The 15734-nt window shown below is 61.7% G+C and carries 17 protein-coding genes; 9 read left to right on the top strand and 8 right to left on the bottom strand.

Annotated features, from left to right (window positions below; translation table 11 throughout):
• Nucleotides 1-905: type II asparaginase (locus tag VNZ65_RS06455; RefSeq protein WP_325667218.1), on the bottom strand; the 905-nt coding region annotated here is incomplete at its 3' end.
• A 313-nt stretch (nt 906-1218) separates the two neighbouring features.
• Nucleotides 1219-2070, bottom strand: a complete 852-nt coding sequence (locus VNZ65_RS06450) for a mechanosensitive ion channel family protein (protein WP_325667216.1) — start codon at nt 2068-2070, stop codon at nt 1219-1221.
• Between the two features lie 181 nt (nt 2071-2251).
• Here VNZ65_RS06450 and hisC point away from each other — a divergent pair, with 181 nt between their 5' ends.
• The 5 genes from hisC to VNZ65_RS06425 all read left to right on the top strand — a co-directional run bounded on the left by hisC (nt 2252) and on the right by VNZ65_RS06425 (nt 6970).
• Entirely contained in the window at nt 2252-3340 is a 1089-nt protein-coding gene (gene hisC / locus VNZ65_RS06445) for a histidinol-phosphate transaminase (RefSeq protein WP_325667214.1), read from the top strand.
• 146 nt (nt 3341-3486) lie between these two features.
• Nucleotides 3487-4596, top strand: a complete 1110-nt coding sequence (locus VNZ65_RS06440; protein WP_325667212.1) for an MFS transporter — start codon at nt 3487-3489, stop codon at nt 4594-4596.
• Between the two features lie 52 nt (nt 4597-4648).
• Nucleotides 4649-5398, top strand: a complete 750-nt coding sequence (locus VNZ65_RS06435) for an META and DUF4377 domain-containing protein (protein ID WP_325667210.1) — start codon at nt 4649-4651, stop codon at nt 5396-5398.
• Nucleotides 5398-6117: an alpha/beta hydrolase gene (locus tag VNZ65_RS06430; protein WP_325667208.1), complete on the top strand. Its 720-nt coding sequence runs from the start codon at nt 5398-5400 to the stop codon at nt 6115-6117. Before VNZ65_RS06435 ends, VNZ65_RS06430 begins: the two co-directional genes overlap by 1 nt.
• A gap of 31 nt (nt 6118-6148) precedes the next feature.
• A complete protein-coding gene (locus tag VNZ65_RS06425) occupies nt 6149-6970 on the top strand; it encodes an FkbM family methyltransferase (protein WP_325667206.1) in 822 nt (273 codons plus the stop codon).
• 44 nt (nt 6971-7014) lie between these two features.
• On the opposite strand, the gene VNZ65_RS06420 is transcribed toward VNZ65_RS06425, so the two are convergent.
• The 3 genes from VNZ65_RS06420 to VNZ65_RS06410 all read right to left on the bottom strand — a co-directional run bounded on the left by VNZ65_RS06420 (nt 7015) and on the right by VNZ65_RS06410 (nt 9243).
• A complete protein-coding gene (locus VNZ65_RS06420; protein ID WP_325667205.1) occupies nt 7015-7974 on the bottom strand; it encodes a nitronate monooxygenase family protein in 960 nt (319 codons plus the stop codon).
• A 133-nt stretch (nt 7975-8107) separates the two neighbouring features.
• Nucleotides 8108-9022, bottom strand: coding sequence for an MBL fold metallo-hydrolase (locus VNZ65_RS06415; protein WP_325667203.1), 915 nt, complete (start codon nt 9020-9022; stop codon nt 8108-8110).
• Nucleotides 9019-9243 carry a DUF1289 domain-containing protein gene (locus tag VNZ65_RS06410; RefSeq protein ID WP_325667201.1) on the bottom strand — a complete coding sequence of 75 codons (225 nt, stop codon included), beginning with the start codon at nt 9241-9243 and terminating at the stop codon, nt 9019-9021. The genes VNZ65_RS06415 and VNZ65_RS06410 overlap by 4 nt, the downstream gene beginning before the upstream one ends.
• Before the next feature lie 92 nt (nt 9244-9335).
• On the opposite strand from VNZ65_RS06410, the gene creB reads away from it, so the two are divergent.
• The 4 genes from creB to VNZ65_RS06390 all read left to right on the top strand — a co-directional run bounded on the left by creB (nt 9336) and on the right by VNZ65_RS06390 (nt 13330).
• The gene (gene creB, locus VNZ65_RS06405) at nt 9336-10061 is read left to right on the top strand and encodes a two-component system response regulator CreB (RefSeq protein WP_325667198.1); all 726 of its coding nucleotides are present in this window, start codon (nt 9336-9338) and stop codon (nt 10059-10061) included.
• Nucleotides 10058-11509, top strand: coding sequence for a two-component system sensor histidine kinase CreC (gene creC, locus VNZ65_RS06400; RefSeq protein ID WP_325667196.1), 1452 nt, complete (start codon nt 10058-10060; stop codon nt 11507-11509). The genes creB and creC overlap by 4 nt, the downstream gene beginning before the upstream one ends.
• Nucleotides 11510-11647: 138 nt before the next feature.
• On the top strand, nt 11648-12970 hold the full coding sequence (creD, locus tag VNZ65_RS06395; protein WP_325667194.1) for a cell envelope integrity protein CreD: 1323 nt from the start codon (nt 11648-11650) through the stop codon (nt 12968-12970).
• A gap of 24 nt (nt 12971-12994) precedes the next feature.
• Nucleotides 12995-13330, top strand: a complete 336-nt coding sequence (locus VNZ65_RS06390; protein ID WP_325667192.1) for a hypothetical protein — start codon at nt 12995-12997, stop codon at nt 13328-13330.
• Nucleotides 13331-13339: 9 nt separating this feature from the next.
• On the opposite strand, the gene VNZ65_RS06385 is transcribed toward VNZ65_RS06390, so the two are convergent.
• The 3 genes from VNZ65_RS06385 to VNZ65_RS06375 form a co-directional block, all read right to left on the bottom strand.
• Nucleotides 13340-13822: a YbaK/EbsC family protein gene (locus tag VNZ65_RS06385; protein ID WP_325667190.1), complete on the bottom strand. Its 483-nt coding sequence runs from the start codon at nt 13820-13822 to the stop codon at nt 13340-13342.
• 33 nt (nt 13823-13855) lie between these two features.
• The gene (locus tag VNZ65_RS06380; RefSeq protein WP_325667188.1) at nt 13856-14641 is read right to left on the bottom strand and encodes a basic amino acid ABC transporter substrate-binding protein; all 786 of its coding nucleotides are present in this window, start codon (nt 14639-14641) and stop codon (nt 13856-13858) included.
• Between the two features lie 164 nt (nt 14642-14805).
• Entirely contained in the window at nt 14806-15717 is a 912-nt protein-coding gene (locus VNZ65_RS06375; RefSeq protein WP_325667186.1) for a hydroxymethylglutaryl-CoA lyase, read from the bottom strand.
• Nucleotides 15718-15734 lie beyond the last annotated feature (17 nt).

Below are 15734 nucleotides of genomic sequence, written 5' to 3'. Positions count from 1 at the left end.
GCCACGATGCCCTGGCCGACGCGGCTGGCGCGAACGATGATCACGCCCTTCTTGCGCGCTTCAACCAGCGGCGTTTTCATTTGCGCTGCAATGCTGCCGTCGCCGACGCCGGCCTGGATGATGCCCTTGGCGCCGGAAGCCACTTGCGCATCGAGTGCGGCGCGGGTCATGTTGGCGTAGCCGTAGATGATGTCAACCTGCGGCAGCACGTCCAGCTTGCTGACGTCGAATTCGGTATCGACCGTGTTCTTGCGGGTCGACTGGCGGTAGAAATAAGCCTTGTTGCCCTGGATGTAACCCAGCATGCCGAGTTCGGTCGACTTGAAGGTGTCGGTGGTCGAGGTATTGGTCTTGGTGACTTCGCGCGCAGCGTTGATCTGGTCGTTCAGCGACACCAGCACGCCCTTGCCGATGGCATCCTTGCTGCCGGCCAGCAGGACCGCGTTGTACAGGTTGATCGGGCCGTCGGCCGAGATCGCGGTGGATGGACGCATGGCGCCGACCACTACTACCGGTTTGCGGCTCTTGACCGTGAGGTCGAGGAAATAAGCGGTTTCTTCGATGGTGTCGGTGCCGTGGGTGATGACGATGCCATCCACATCCGGTTGCGCCAGCAGCGCGTTGACGCGCTTAGCCAGCTTCAGCCAGTGGTCGTTAGTCATGCTTTCGCTGGCGATCTGGAATACCTGCTCACCCTTGACGTTGGCGACTTTCTTCAGCTCGGGCACAGCGGCGATCAATTTTTCCACGCCCACGGTGGCCGAGGTGTAGCCCACGGTCGTCGTGCTGTCGGCGCCGGTGCCGGCGATGGTGCCGCCGGTTGCCAGGATCACGACGTTAGGCAGTTTGGCTTGTGCATCTTGCGCTTGCACCGCGGAAGTCGACAGCAGCAAGGCGCCGAACATCACTAGTGCGTAGGATTGGACAGTGCGCAGTGTAAGTTTGCGGGTAGACATAAATCTCCTGATTTTGTGAATAATTGTGGACCACAGCCTGAGCTGAAAAAGCTCACGCAGCGGTCACGCGGCAGATCAATATTACTCAATGAGCATTGAACAATGCGCCGTCGCGCAGCGAAACTGTAACGGAAAGTGGACAGCCAACCTATGCTAACTATGCATAGGTTTATGCACAATCGTTATAGACATCGCGGAGATCGGGCAGGCGCGCGATTTTATTATCAAAAAGAAATGCCAGTCAACGCCTGCCCCGTTTTTCCTACGCCGCCGTACCGGCTTCGGCTGCCTGCGTGATCAGCAGCTCGCGGGTAGGGAACGGGATCGAGCAGTTCACCGACGCCAATGCTGCTTGCAGGTTTTGTGCCAGCGACCAGCGCACTGCCCAGTATTCGGAAGTGGTGGTCCAGGCTCGCATGTTCAGCATCACTGCGCTCTCGGCATGGTCGGTGACCACCACCAGCGGCGCCGGCGTCGCCAGGATCCGCTCGTCCGCCAGCAGCAGCTTTTGCAGCGCCTGGATCGCCGCGGCCGGATTGTCCTTGTAATTGATGCCGACCGGCATGTCGATACGGCGCGTATTGTTGCGGCTGAAGTTGGTCAGCGCACTGTTCCAGAGCTGATTGTTGGGTACGAACAGGCAGATGCCGTCGGCCTTGGTCAGCTTGGTGGCGAACAGGCCGATTTCATCGACCGTGCCTTCGATGCTGCCGTTGGAAATGTATTCACCCACCTGGAACGGCCGCAGGAATAGCAGCATCATGCCGGCCGCGATATTTTGCAAGGTGCCTTGCAAGGCCAGGCCGATGGCCAGGCCGGCGGCGCCGAGGATGGCGACGATACTCGCGGTCTGCACCCCGAACTGGCCCAGCACGGCGACCAGCGTGATCAAGCGCACCAGCCACAGCAGCACGCTGCGCAGCACCGGCCGCAAGGTGGCGTCGAGGCTGGCGCGGATCATGACGCGGTCGAGCGCATTGGCGAAACGCGAGGACAGCCACCAGCCCACCGCCAGCGTGAAAATGGCGAGCACGGCGTTCAGGCCGTAGTGCAGGGAAGATTCGAGGAGGAAATTCCAGAGCGTTGTAAGTTGATTGACGGCTAATATATTCAAGGGCAGCTCCTGTTGCTTATAAGAAAAAGCGCGAACCGGGTCCGCAGATTCAGCCCTCTATGTTACCAGTTGACTTAGATACAACCAGCGAAATCCAGCCAGAGCGCTCCGGGTTTGCTACCATACGGCTGATCCGCCCACCTTCTTTAGCCACCGCACTGCGTCCCCCCATCAGCACAATATGAGCAAATTCTGGAGTCCCATCGTCAGCCGCCTGACGCCTTACACCCCCGGCGAACAACCCAAGCTGAGCAAGCTGGTCAAGCTCAACACCAATGAGAATCCGTACGGGCCGTCGCCGCTGGCGCTGGCCGCGATTGCCGCCGAGGCGGGCGACAGCCTGCGCCTGTATCCCGATCCCGAGGCCGACGTCCTGAAACGGGCGCTGGCCGAACAGAACGCCGCGCACGGCATCACCGTTGCCCACGTGTTCGTCGGCAACGGTTCCGACGAAGTGCTGGCGCATGCCTTCCAGGCCCTGCTGCAGCACGAAGAACCGATCCTGTTCCCGGACATCAGCTACAGCTTTTACCCGACCTACTGCGGCCTGTATCAGGTAGCGCACCGCACGGTGCCGCTGGCGGCGGATTTCAGCCTGCGCGTCGACGACTATCTGGGCGTCGCTGCCGGCGGCATCATTTTCCCGAATCCGAATGCGCCTACCGGCTGCCTGCTGCCGCTGGCCGAAGTCGAACGACTGGTGGCGGGGCAACCTGACTGCGTGGTGATCGTCGATGAAGCTTATGTCGATTTCGGCGGCGACAGCGCGATCCCGCTGGTGGCGCGCTATCCTAACCTGCTGGTGGTGCAGACCCTGTCGAAGTCGCGCTCGCTGGCCGGCTTGCGGGTCGGCTTTGCGATCGGCCATCCGGACCTGATCACGGCGCTGGACCGGGTCAAGAACAGTTTCAACTCCTATCCGCTGGACCGCATGGCCATCGCCGGCGCCACTGCCGCCATCAAGGACCAGGCGCATTTCGACAAGACCCGGCATGCAGTGATGGCCAGCCGCGAGCACATGGTGGCGGGACTCGCCGCGCTCGGCTTCGAGGTGCTGCCGTCGGCCGCCAACTTCGTGTTCGCGCGTCATCCGCATCATGACGCCGCCAAGCTGGCCGCCTGCCTGCGCGGCGACGGCATCATCGTGCGCCATTTCAGCAGCGCCCGCATCGCCCAGTTCCTGCGCATCACGGTCGGCACCGACCAGGCTTGCCAGGCATTGCTGGATGCCTTGCAGCTGCATCTGAAAACATTACCGGTCGACTTCTGACCTTGCCTCAGCGCGGCCGGCGCCTATAGAAGCAGAACCGGCCGCGCTGATTTCGCTGACTGCACCACCCGCCGCTGTCCAGACAGCCACTTTTCCTTCGCCCAATGTCCATACCCATCGCATCATCCAGTGCAGTCCACCCGCGCATGCGTCAGGTAGCGCTACCGCTGCTGTTCCTGCTGGTCGGCGTGATCTTCGCCAGCTGGGTTTCGCGCATCCCTGCGCTGCGCGATCATCTGCAGCTGGATCCGGCCAGCATCAGCCTGTTCCTGCTGGGCGGCGGCATCGGCGCGGTCAGCTCGTTTCCGCTGGCGGCCTGGCTGATCGGCCACTACGGCGCCCGCCGCGCCTGCTGGTATGCCGGCCTGGCGCTGTTGCTGAGCGTGCCATGCCTGGCGCTGGCGCCCAACCTGCCGCTGCTGATGCTGGCGATGCTCTGTCTCGGCGTCTGCTCCAGCTGCTTCAACGTGGCGATCAATACACTCGGCGCGGAAGCTGAAAAAAACGCCGGCCGCTCGATCATGTCGCAGCTGCATGCCTGGTATTGTGTCGGTACGCTCTCCGGCGCCCTGCTGGGCAGCGCCATCGCCGGCCTCGGTATCGGGCCTTTACTGCACTTTGTCGCGATTGCCCTGTGTGCGCTAGTGCCGCTGCGCCTGTGCTATCGCGCATTGCCGAACGACCGGCCACAGTACATCGCCGGGAAGAAACACTTTGCGTTGCCGCACGGCCCCCTGATCGCCCTTGGCGTAGTGGCTTTCGGCGGCGCCATCGTCGAAGGTTCGGTGGCCGACTGGAGCGGCGTCTACATGAAGGACCAGCTGCTGGCCAGCGATGGCGTGGCGCCGCTGGCCTTCGCCTTCTTCGCCGGCATGATGCTGCTGACCAGGCTGGCCGGCGACCGCTTGAAAGACGCATTCGGCGCCCGCCGCATCGTTGCCGGCGGCGCGCTCGCAGCCGGAATCGGCCTGCTGATTGCGCTGGCCGCCAGCGAAATTCCGTTTGCCATCGCCGGCTTTGCGCTGACCGGGGTGGGCGTCGCCACCGTCTTTCCATTCATCTTCAGCGCTGCCGGCCGCCACGGCCCGACCGCGCTGGCAGGTGTCACCACCATGGGCTATACCGGAGGTCTGATCGGTCCGCCGCTGATCGGCTTCGTCGCCCATGGTTACGGATTGACCATGGCGTTGTCGCTGGTCGGCCTGCTGTGTGCAGCGGTAGCGCTGGCCGCCAGCCGTGCGAAATGGCTGGAGTAGCTAATCCACTAGGCTAGAATGTGGTCTGGCCCAACCGCAATCAGGAGTCCCTATGACGCTTGCCTCGATTTTTTCACTGCCACGCTTGCGCGCCCTGACCGTCAGCGCTGCCGTCGGCTTTACCCTGGCCGCTTGTGCCGCGACGCCGCCGGCGCCCGTGGCCGGCAACGATCCGGCGCTGTCGGCCGTGCGCTGGGAGCTGACCGGCTGGAGCGGCCACAGCGTCCCGCATGGCGACAACGGTGAGCCGGTCATCCTGAATTTCGACATGCAGGACGGCAAGGGCAGAGTCAGCGGCCGCGCCGGCTGCAATCAGTTTTCAGCACCCTATTCGGTGCGCGCCGCCGGCCAGCTGACCATTGTTGAAGCGGTGACCACGCGCATGGCTTGCCCGCCGCCAGCGATGCAGTTCGAAGCCGATTTCCTCGACAAGCTGCAAGCCGTCGACCACTACAAGATCAGCGGCCCGGTGCTGGAAATGAAAACCCTGGATGGCCAGACGCTCAGCTTCTATCAGCGCGAAAAGCCGAGTGCGGCCGCCAAGATCAAATTTGTTTACGTTGCAGCGGAAAAAGCGCCTTGCAGCGCCGGCGTGATGCGCACCACCTGCCTGCAGATCCGCGAACGCAAGGAAGATCCGTGGCAGCTCTGGTACGGCAATATCGTTGGCTTCAAATATGAACCCGGTATCGCCTACCGGCTGCGCATCCTGGAAGAGCCGGTGCTCAATCCGCCAGCCGACGCCAGTTCGATCAAGTGGACGCTCGACATGATCGTGGAACAGGAAGTGGTCAAGAAATAATGGCACCATCGGTAGAAAACAATGAGCGCCTGCAGCTGTTGCTGCTGCCCGGCTTCATGCTCGACCAGACCCTGTGGGACGACATGCGCGCAGGCCTGCAACAGCTGGGCCAGCTGCACTTCGGCGATGTCGGCCAGGACGATTCGATCAGCGCCATGGCGGCGCGCGTGCTGCAGCAGGCGCCGCCGCGTTTCATCCTGATCGGCTTTTCCATGGGCGGCTATGTGGCGCAGGCCATCATGCAGCAGGCGCCGGAACGGGTGATTGCGCTGGCGCTGCTGAACACCTCGGCGCGGCAGCAGAATCCGCGCGAGATCGCCGGCAACAAGGTGCAGCTGGAGCTGGCGAAGCAAGTGCCGTTCAAGGGCCTCACCAGCCGCGCCCTGGCGTCTTCGCTGCATCCTGACCTGGCGCATGACCGCGTGCTGCTGGAACGGCTGCAAGCGATGGCGCTGCGCAACGGCAAGGACGTCTTTATCCGCCAGCTGTCGGCCTTGCGCAGCGACGGCTATGCCGAACTGCATAAAATCCAATGCCCTACGCTGATCGTCGCCAGCAGCAACGACCAGCTCAGCAGCATCGCCGAGTCGCAGCAGATGCTGGACCAGATCGCCACGGCGCACATGGTGCTGGTCGAAAACTGCGGACATATGACGCCGCTGGAAAAACCGCAGCAGCTGCTGCAGATTTTGTCGGACTGGATCAGCAGTCTCGAATGATGATGTAACTCCACCTTAAGGATTGCCAGCCATGTCTTTACCACTTCGCCCTATCGCTTTTGTCCTGGCCGCGTCCAATCATGGCAGCATGATCGTGAACCGCCATGATCATCACGACCTCAATGACAACACCGGCTACGGGGTGGGCTACCAGATACTCAGCAATTCCAGTTTCGATGCCGGCGAGATAGACTTTGCGCTAGCCTTGCTGAATTGCCGGCGCCGCCATTTCGGCGACAGCGTATTTGCCATCGACGGCGGCGCCAATATCGGCGTGCACACCATCGAGTGGGCACGCCACATGCATGGCTGGGGCCGGGTACTGGCATTCGAAGCGCAGGAGGTGGTGTTCTACGCATTGGCCGGCAACGTCGCCATCAACAATTGCCTGAACGCGCGGGTGAAACTGTCGGCGCTGGGTGAGCAATGCGGTGAGCTGATGGTGCCGCAGCCGGACTACTTCAAGGCGTCCAGCTTTGGCAGCCTGGAACTGCGCCGGCGCCCGAACACCGAATTCATCGGCCAGCAGATTTCCTACGAAGCCGATGCCGGCGCCACCGTACCGATGGTCAGCCTGGATTCGCTGAAACTGGAGCGCCTGGACCTGGTGAAACTGGATGTCGAAGGGATGGAACTAGATGTGCTGCGCGGCGCCCGCTATACGATAGAGAAGCATCGCCCGATCATGTGCATCGAGGTCATCAAATCCGACCCGGCGGCGATCGAAGCCTTTCTCAAAGAGTTAGGCTATCGCGTGTTTCAGGCGGGACTGAATGCAATTGCAGTGCATGAGACGGACCCCACGCTGGCGCAGATTTCGGTAACGGATGGCCTGGTGCTCCTGACCAGCTGACAGCTCAACCGGGTCAGGCAGCGCTGACCCGGTTCCTGTCGTTCTTATAGTGCCAGACGCTTACGCGCCGCCTGGTATTCAGTCTGCAAGCGGTCCACCATCTGCGCCACGCTCGGCACGTCATCCATCAGGCCCACGCCCTGGCCGGCGCCCCAGATATCGCGCCAGGCTTTGGCGCCGGTGCCGCCGGATCCGAAATTCATCTTCGACTTGTCCGCTTCCGGCAGGTTGTCCGGATCGAGACCGGCATTGACGATCGATTTCTTCAGATAGTTGCCGTGCACGCCGGTGAACAGATTGGTGTACACCACATCCGCCGCCGTGGACTCTACGATGGCCTGGCGATAGGCATCGTCGACATGCGCTTCCTTGGTCGCCAGCCAGCGCGAGCCAATATAGGCAAAGTCAGCGCCCATCGCCTGCGCTGCCAGGATCGCGTCGCCGGTGGCGATCGCACCCGACAAGGCGATCGGACCCTTGAAGAATTTACGTACCTCGCCCACCAGTGCAAACGGCGACAGCGGTCCGGCATGGCCGCCGGCGCCGGCCGCCACCAGGATCAGGCCGTCGACGCCGGCTTCCAGCGCCTTCTGTGCGTGGCGGATCGAGATCACGTCGTGCAGCACGATGCCGCCATAGCTGTGGATCGCATCCATCATTTCCGGCGGCGGCGCGCGCAGGCTGGAGATGATGATAGGGACTCTATGCTTGACGCACACCGCAACATCGTGCGCCAGGCGGTCGTTCGATTGATGGACGATCTGGTTGACCGCAATCGGGCCGATCTTGGCCTCAGGATGCTCGGCCTTGTAGGCCGCCAGTTCCGCCTGCAGGTCGGTCAGCCAGACATCCAGCAATTCCGCCGGCCGGGCATTGAGAGCGGGAAAAGAACCGACGATGCCCGCTTTGCACTGGGCAGCCACCAGGGCCGGGCCGCTGGCAATGAACATCGGCGAACCGATAACGGGAAGGCTCAGGTTTTGCAACGCAGCTGGCAATGCCATAACGACCTCTTGAATTGGGGGTGAATGACTGATTATAGGGGGAAGCCCGGAATAAAAAGTACGATCGTGCTAGATTTTGTCCTCTAAACCAAGCTGCCGACTGGCCTGGCTCGATACTGACGACCTCGTCGAATTAGCGATTCAACAAGTAGCCGTCACGCACTTCCGCCGCCCCGGCGCGCAGCAGCTGATCCACCGTCCACTCAGCCAGGTCAGCACCGCTGCGCTGCAGATAGCGGCGGTTGGCGGCGTCGACCAGGGGCAGGCTGACCAGCATCTGTTCCACTTCGTCCAATCTGATCTGTTGCCGTTCCAGCAGCAGGAATTTGAGCAAGACCTTGATCGCATTGGCGGCGTTGCGCTGCGGATCGGCGGCCAGATAGGCAAGCCGCGCAAACGCCCGCTCCAGCGCGGCGCCGGCATCGGTGAAAGGGCTGCCGTGGCCCGGAATCACCAGGTGCACGTCAAGAGAGGCGATCAGTTCCAGCGTCGCCTGCGCCTCGGCAAATCCGGATGCGCCGTCCAGTTCCGGGAAAATCACGCCAAAGCCGTTTTCCCACAAGGCGTCGGCGGAAATCAGGATGCCGTGCTGCGGACAATAAAAAACCAGGGAATGCGGATCGTGGCCGGCCGCCGCCAGCACCTGCCATTGCAGGTCGCCCAGGCTCAGCCAGTCGCCGGGCTGCAAGGTATCGTCAAAGGTGAAAGGTGCACATTGCTGGCCGGTGCCGCTGTAGCTCAGCGCATCCCGGTCCCAGCGCCGCACCTGTTCGGCGTGGCCGACGGGAATCGAGGTCCGGCATCGATAAGCCTGCTGCAGAGCGGCATTGCCGCCGCAATGGTCAGAATGCAGATGAGTATTCAGCAAACGGTCCAGCGGCCGCCCTTGCAGGCCGTGCGCCACCAGCGCCAGGGTTTGCGGCGCATGCGTGAGATAGCCGCTGTCCACCAGCGCGGTCTGTGCACTGCCGAGGAACAGGATGTTGTTGGACGATAGCCAGCCGCGTTCCAGCACGCGCATGGTCGGCGGTAACCGAATTGCGCTCATGGCGCCGCGCGCCGTTGCCGGATCAACTGCCAGATGGCGCGTTTCTGGGCCTCGCTGGCGCTGCCCCACAGGATGATTTCATCCAGGCTGCGCTGGCAGCCGTCGCACAAGGCCGTTAGCGGGTTCATCACGCAGACGTTGATGCAGGGCGAGGCGCTGTCGTCCGTGGCGACATCGGCTGCCGCAGGCACAAGGACGGACTTGGTTTGCTGGTTTTTCACAATGTCTCTGATTATGCTTTTTATACTGCTTATGCTATCTATGCTGGCGATTGCTGCGCTTATCCATATAATAAGCGACATCGCCGCCTTCCATGAGCACCACCCGCATGCTGAATATTCTATTGGCTGAAGATGAAAGCGCCATCGCCGACACGGTGATCTACGCGCTCAGCAGCGAAGGATTCCAGGTCCATCACTGCCTGCTCGGCAGCGCCGCCCTGCAGCAGGCGCGCAGCGGCCAGTTCGACCTGGCGGTGCTGGACGTCGGCCTGCCCGACATGAGCGGCTTCGATGTCTGCCGCGAATTGCGCAAATTTTCTTCTCTGCCGGTGATTTTCCTGACTGCGCGCGGCGGCGAAATTGATCGCCTGATCGGCCTCGAGATCGGCGCCGACGATTACATGGTCAAGCCATTCTCGCCGCGCGAACTGGCGGCGCGCATCCGCGTCGTCCTGCGCCGCCTGGGACATGCGCCGGCGGCCGAGAACAGCATTGCCGGCAGCACGCCGGCCATCGTCGCGCTCGGCGCATTCGAGATGGATGTGCTCGGCATGCGCATACGCTATGCCGGCCAGGCGCTGCAGCTGACCCGCTATGAATACCTGCTGCTGAAGATGCTGCTGAGCCGGCCGGGCGGCATTTTCAGCCGCAACCAGCTGATGGACTCGATCTGGCACGACGCGCCGGACAGCACCGACCGCACCGTCGATACCCATGTCAAGACCCTGCGCATCAAGCTGAAAGCCGTGGCTCCCGGCGCCGACCCGATCCACACCCACCGCGGCCTCGGCTATTCGCTGGAGCTGGCGCCGCCATGAAACTCGGCATCCGCATCCTGCTAGGCTATTTCCTGATTGTCGGCCTGGCCGGCGTCTTCATCCAGCGCGTGTTCCTGGCGGAGGTCAAGCCGGCAGTGCGGCAGGCGATGGAAGACACGCTGGTCGACACCGCCAACATCCTGGCCGAACTGGCGGCCGACGACATGAAGCAGGACCATATCGCCGACGGCAATTTCGCCCGTCGCGTGCGGGAATATGGGCATCGCGGCATCGACGCCAAGATCTGGAGCTTCCGCAAGACCACGCTGGACTACCGCATCTACGTTACCGACCTGCAGGGCATCGTCCTGTTCGACTCCACCGGCCGCGCCGTCGGCCAGGACTATTCGCATCGCAACGATGTCTATCTGACCTTGCAAGGCAGCTACGGCGCGCGTTCCACGCGCGATATCGACAACGACGAGCGCAGCACCGTCATGCACGTGGCGGCGCCGATCATCGACAACGGCAAGATGATCGGCGTGCTGACCGTGGCCAAGCCCAACAACACCTTGCAGCCGGCGATTTCGCAAAGCGAGAAAACCATCCTGCGCTGGGGCGCCCTGCTGCTGTTCCTGTCGCTGGCAGTCGGGCTGGCAGTGACCTTGTGGATCAGCCGCTCGCTCGGCGCCCTGCAGCGCTATGCCCGTGCGGTAACAGCCGGCGAACGCGTGCAGCCGCCGCTCCAGGGCGCCAGTGAAATCATCGAACTGGGCCAGGCGCTGGAATCGATGCGGCAAAAACTGGAAGGCAAGCAATATGTCGAGCATTACATCCACAGCCTGACCCACGAAATGAAAAGTCCGCTGGCGGCGATCCAGGGTGCGGCAGAACTGCTCGATGAAAATTTGCCGGAAACCCAGCGCCGCCGCTTCGCCCATAACATCCGCAGCCAGTCGCAGCGGCTGGCGGAACTGATTGAGAAAATGCTGGCGCTGGCAGCGATCGAGCACCGGCAAACCCTGGAGAACATCGCCGCCATCGATCTTGGCGAGCTGCTGGCAGAAGTAATCGACCTGCTGGAGCCGCGCCTGCAGCGTAGCGGCATCAGCGTGCGCAGGGACACCTACCCGCCGGGATCGGTGCTGCAACCTAGAATTCGCGGCGAAGTTTTTTTATTGCGCCAGGCGCTGATCAACCTGCTGGACAACGCCATCGATTTCTCACCGCCGGGTAGCGTGATCGTCATCAAGAGCGACTTTTCACTGCCGGGCACCGTCAAACTGTCGGTACGGGATAACGGTCCCGGCATACCTGCCTATGCCCTGACGCGGGTATTTGAACGCTTTTATTCCCTGCCGCGGCCCGGCAGCAACGAAAAAAGCACCGGCCTCGGACTGTGTTTCGTCCAGCAGGTGGCGGAATTGCACCATGGCCGAATCAGCTTGCGCAATTGCAGCGATGGCGGCGCCGAAGCGCAGCTGAGCCTGCCCGCCGATCCCGCCTGAGCCCGCTTTGCTGCACTTCACGCTCGCTTCACATTAGCGCCGCAGCCGCCTCGCAAAGCCGCCGTCGTCGATTCACACTGGCTCCGTACACTGGCCATCAACGTGACCCCTGTCACTTTGACCCCAACGAGAGAAACCATGAACCGACCATTGCTGCTCAAACTGCTGGCGATTATTGTACTGACCCTGCTGATCCTGATTCCGCTGGACCTGATCCGCGACACCGTGCAAGACCGCCAGCAGCACCGGCAAGAAGCGATCGCCTCGATCGCCGCCAGCTATGCCGGCGGCCAGACCATCACCGGACCGGTGCTGGTGGTGCCGTACAAGATCCGGATCGACGAAGTGGGGCAGGACGCCGAAGGCAAGAAAACCTACCGCAGCCGCAACGAAAACCGGCAATACCTGTTTTTCCCGAAAGACCTGCAGATGCAGGGCGAATTGCTGCCGAGCGAGCGCTACCGCGGCTTGCACAAGGTGCACGTGTATGAATTGCAGAGCAGTTTCAGCGGCCGCATCGAATATCAGTTGCCGGCGGCTGCCCAGCTGGCTGCCGACCAGATCACCTTGGCGCGTCCCTACCTGGCCATCGGCATCAGCGACGTACGCGGCCTGCTTGGCGCGCCGTTGCTGAAAATAGGCGGCCAGCCCGCGCTGCTGGAACAGGGCGCAGGTAACCTCGGCAAGGGCATGCACGCCGCCTTGCCGCAGCCGGGCCTGGCCGACAGCGGCAGCCTGGATGTTTCCCTGGCCATGACCGTCGCCGGGACAGAGAACCTGGCGATCACGCCGGTAGGCGATACCAACCGTTTCGAGCTGTCCTCGAGCTGGCCGCATCCGCAATTCGGCGGCAGTTTCCTGCCGCGTACCCGCAGTGTCAGCGAGCAGGGCTTCCGCGCCGTGTGGGAAGTATCGTCGCTGGCTTCCAATGCACAACGCCAGCTGCGCAGCGACGACAAGACAGGCGTGGAGAGCCTGGACATCCAGCTGGCCGAACCGGTGAATATCTATTCGCAGGCAGACCGCGCCACCAAGTATGGCTTGCTGTTTGTGCTGCTGACTTTCGTTGGCTTCTTCATCTTTGAAATGATCAAGCAGCTGCCGATCCACCCTATCCAGTATCTGCTGGTGGGACTCGGGCTGGCGATCTTCTTCCTGATACTGGTCAGCCTGTCCGAGCATATCGCCTTCTGGCAAGCTTACCTTGCCGCCAGCGCCGCCTGCATCAGCCTGCTGACTTTTTACCTGAGCCAGGTACTGCGCAGCGCCGCCCGCGGCTTCGGTTTCGGCGCCATGCTGACGCTCTTGTACGGCACCTTGTACGGCTTGCTGATCTCGGAAGACAACGCGCTGGTGCTGGGCAGCCTGATGCTGTTCGTGATTCTGGCCGTGATCATGATCGTCACCCGCAAGATCGACTGGTATCAGACAGCCGCAACGAACAAGCCCGAGATCGCTTAAGCGCCGCAAAACCAGGAGATGGCAATGCCAGTCAACATGGAAATGAATCCTAATATATGGAGCAGCCAGGAGCTGATCCTGATCTTTCTATACGGATCGTTGTATCTGCTCAGCCTGGTCTATGCAATATGGCAGGGATGCCGGGCTACCAGCCAGCGCTGGTACTGGATATGCTGCGCGATATTGATCGTGGCCGGCACGCTGGCCATGATTTATGCCCCGCCAGATTCACCTGACAGCGGCGAGATGCCGCGGCAATTTGCACTTGGCGTCTGGCCGATGCTGCTAGGGCTGCTCGGCGCCGTCGCAGGTATTGCCGCGCATGTGCTGCGGCGCTGGTTCATGCACCCGGTCCCATGAGCTCTGGCGTCAGGCACGCAAGGCGACATCCGCCACCGGCGCCGCAGTCATCGTCACCAGCTGCTGCGGCGTCAGGTTGAAGACGGCATGCGGATGTCCGGCAGCTGCCCAGACACTGTCCAGCTGCAGCAGGTCCTGGTCGATCAGCATCAGCGTCTTGCCGACGTGGCCGATCGGGCAGACGCCGCCGATGGCGTAGCCGATGCGTTCCTTGACGAAACGCGCATCGGCCTTGCCCAGCGGCCCGACAATGGCGGCAACCTTGGCTTCGTCGACGCGGTTGCTGCCGCTGGCGACCACCATCACGGCGGCATCGTCGGCCAGACGCCGGAACACAATGGACTTGGCGATCTCGGCCACGCTGCAACCCAGGCCGGCGGCGGCCTCAGCGGAAGTCTTGCCGCTTGCCGGCAGCATCACGACTGGCTTGTCATGTCCGATGGCTGTCAACAGATCGGCAACGCGCTGTGCGCTTTCCGGCAATTTTTCCATAGGATGATCGTCTTGTCTCAACAATGCCGGCCCTTATTTGGCAGCGTCAAAATACTGGGCATGCAGTTTGTCGTAGCTGCCGTCGGCCTTGATGGCGGCCAGGCCGTGGTTGATTTTTTCCAGCAATGCGGCATTGCCCTTTTGCACCGCGATGCCGAAGTACTCTTTCGGGAAATTATCATCCGTCACCATGCGGATGCCTTTGACCTGGTTATTGGACAGGTAATGCACCACCGCCCCCTTGTCGGCGATGACCGCGCTGACGCCGCCGGTTTCCAGCTCTTTCATGGCCAGCGGGGTGGATTCAAAACGCTTGATGTCTGCATTGTTGTCGCCCGCCAGCTTCTGCATTATTTCATCGCCGGTAGAACCTTGCAGGACGCCGACCTTGAGCGGCTTCAAGTCGCCAATTTTCTGGATCTTGGAATCGTTCGGCACCACGATCACCTGGCCGGCTTCGAAATACGGATCGGAGAAATCGACAGTCAGCTTGCGCTTGTCGGTGATCGTCAGGCCGGAAGCGATGATGTCGCGGTCACCCTGCGCCAGCGCGGTAAAGATGCCGTCGAAAGGGGTATTGATGAACTTGACCTTGAAGCCTTCTTTTGCCGCGATCGCCTTCAGCACGTCGATATCGAAACCCACCAGTTCCTTGTGCTCGTTTTCGTACTCGAAGGGCGCATAGGTAGCGCCGGTGCCCACCACATATTCTTTCACCGCAGCACTGGCTGCCGGCGCCTCTTCATGCTTGCCGCATGCGCTCAGTACGCCCAGCGTCAGTACGGTCAGGAAGGCGGTTTTGATCAGAGTATGTTTCATGGTTGTTCCGTTTCTGTTGATAAGCAAAGCTGATAGGATGGATTATGCCCCAAAGCCGATAGCCGCCGCACCAAAGCGGGGCGCAAGGCTGACGGCAAAAATCGCAAGCTGGATTACTGCATCATCCATGCCAGCTGGCGCCGCCACCGACATCCCGCTATGCATCAGCCGGCTGCGCGCTTGGCCGCAATCGCATTACCCGCATGGCTGGCCGACTTGCGTCCCAGGTGGCGCGAAATGAACTGGCCGGCGTCGACCACCGCATCCAGGTCGATGCCGGTTTCTATGCCCAGTCCCTGCATCAGGTACAGCACATCTTCCGAAGCAACATTGCCGGTAGCGCCCTTGGCGTAAGGACAGCCGCCCAGGCCGGCGACCGACGAGTGGTAGATCGAAATGCCGACTTCCAGGCTGGCGTAGATATTCGCCAGCGCCTGGCCGTAAGTATCGTGGAAATGGCCCGACAAGCGCTCGATGGGAAATTCCTGCACCAGCCTTTGCATCACGCTGTGAACCTTGTTAGGCGTGGCGACGCCGATGGTGTCGGCGATATCGATCTCGTCGCAGCCAAGGTCGCGCAGGCGATGCAGCACATCGACCACGGAATCGATCCCGACTTCGCCTTGATAGGGGCAGCCGAACACGCAGCTGATGCTGCCGCGCAGACGCTTGCCTTCCTGCTTCGCCAGTCTGGCGACATCGCGGAAGCGCTCTATCGACTCCGCAATCGAGCAATTGATGTTTTTCTGTGAAAACGCTTCCGACGCCGCACCGAAAATCACCATCTCGTCAGCGCCCGCAGCCAGTGCTGCTTCCAGGCCTTTCATGTTTGGCACCAGGGCGGAATAGATTACGCCTGGCTTACGCTGGATGGCCGCCATCACTTCCGCCGAGCTGGCCATCTGCGGCACCCATTTGGGCGACACGAACGAGGCGGCTTCGATGTTGGCGAAGCCAGCCTTGGTGAGCTGGTCGACCAGCGCCATTTTCACCTCGGCCGGGATGGTTTCCTTTTCGTTCTGCAAGCCGTCGCGGGGACCGACTTCAACGATTTTTACTTTGCTGGGGAATGTCATTTCTTGCCTCCGATCTT

Source organism: Collimonas sp., from assembly GCF_035566555.1.
Taxonomy (GTDB): Bacteria; Pseudomonadota; Gammaproteobacteria; order Burkholderiales; family Burkholderiaceae_D; genus Collimonas.
The sequence above is the reverse complement of the archived record's forward strand: the minus strand, read 5'-3'. Positions and strand labels throughout refer to the sequence as shown.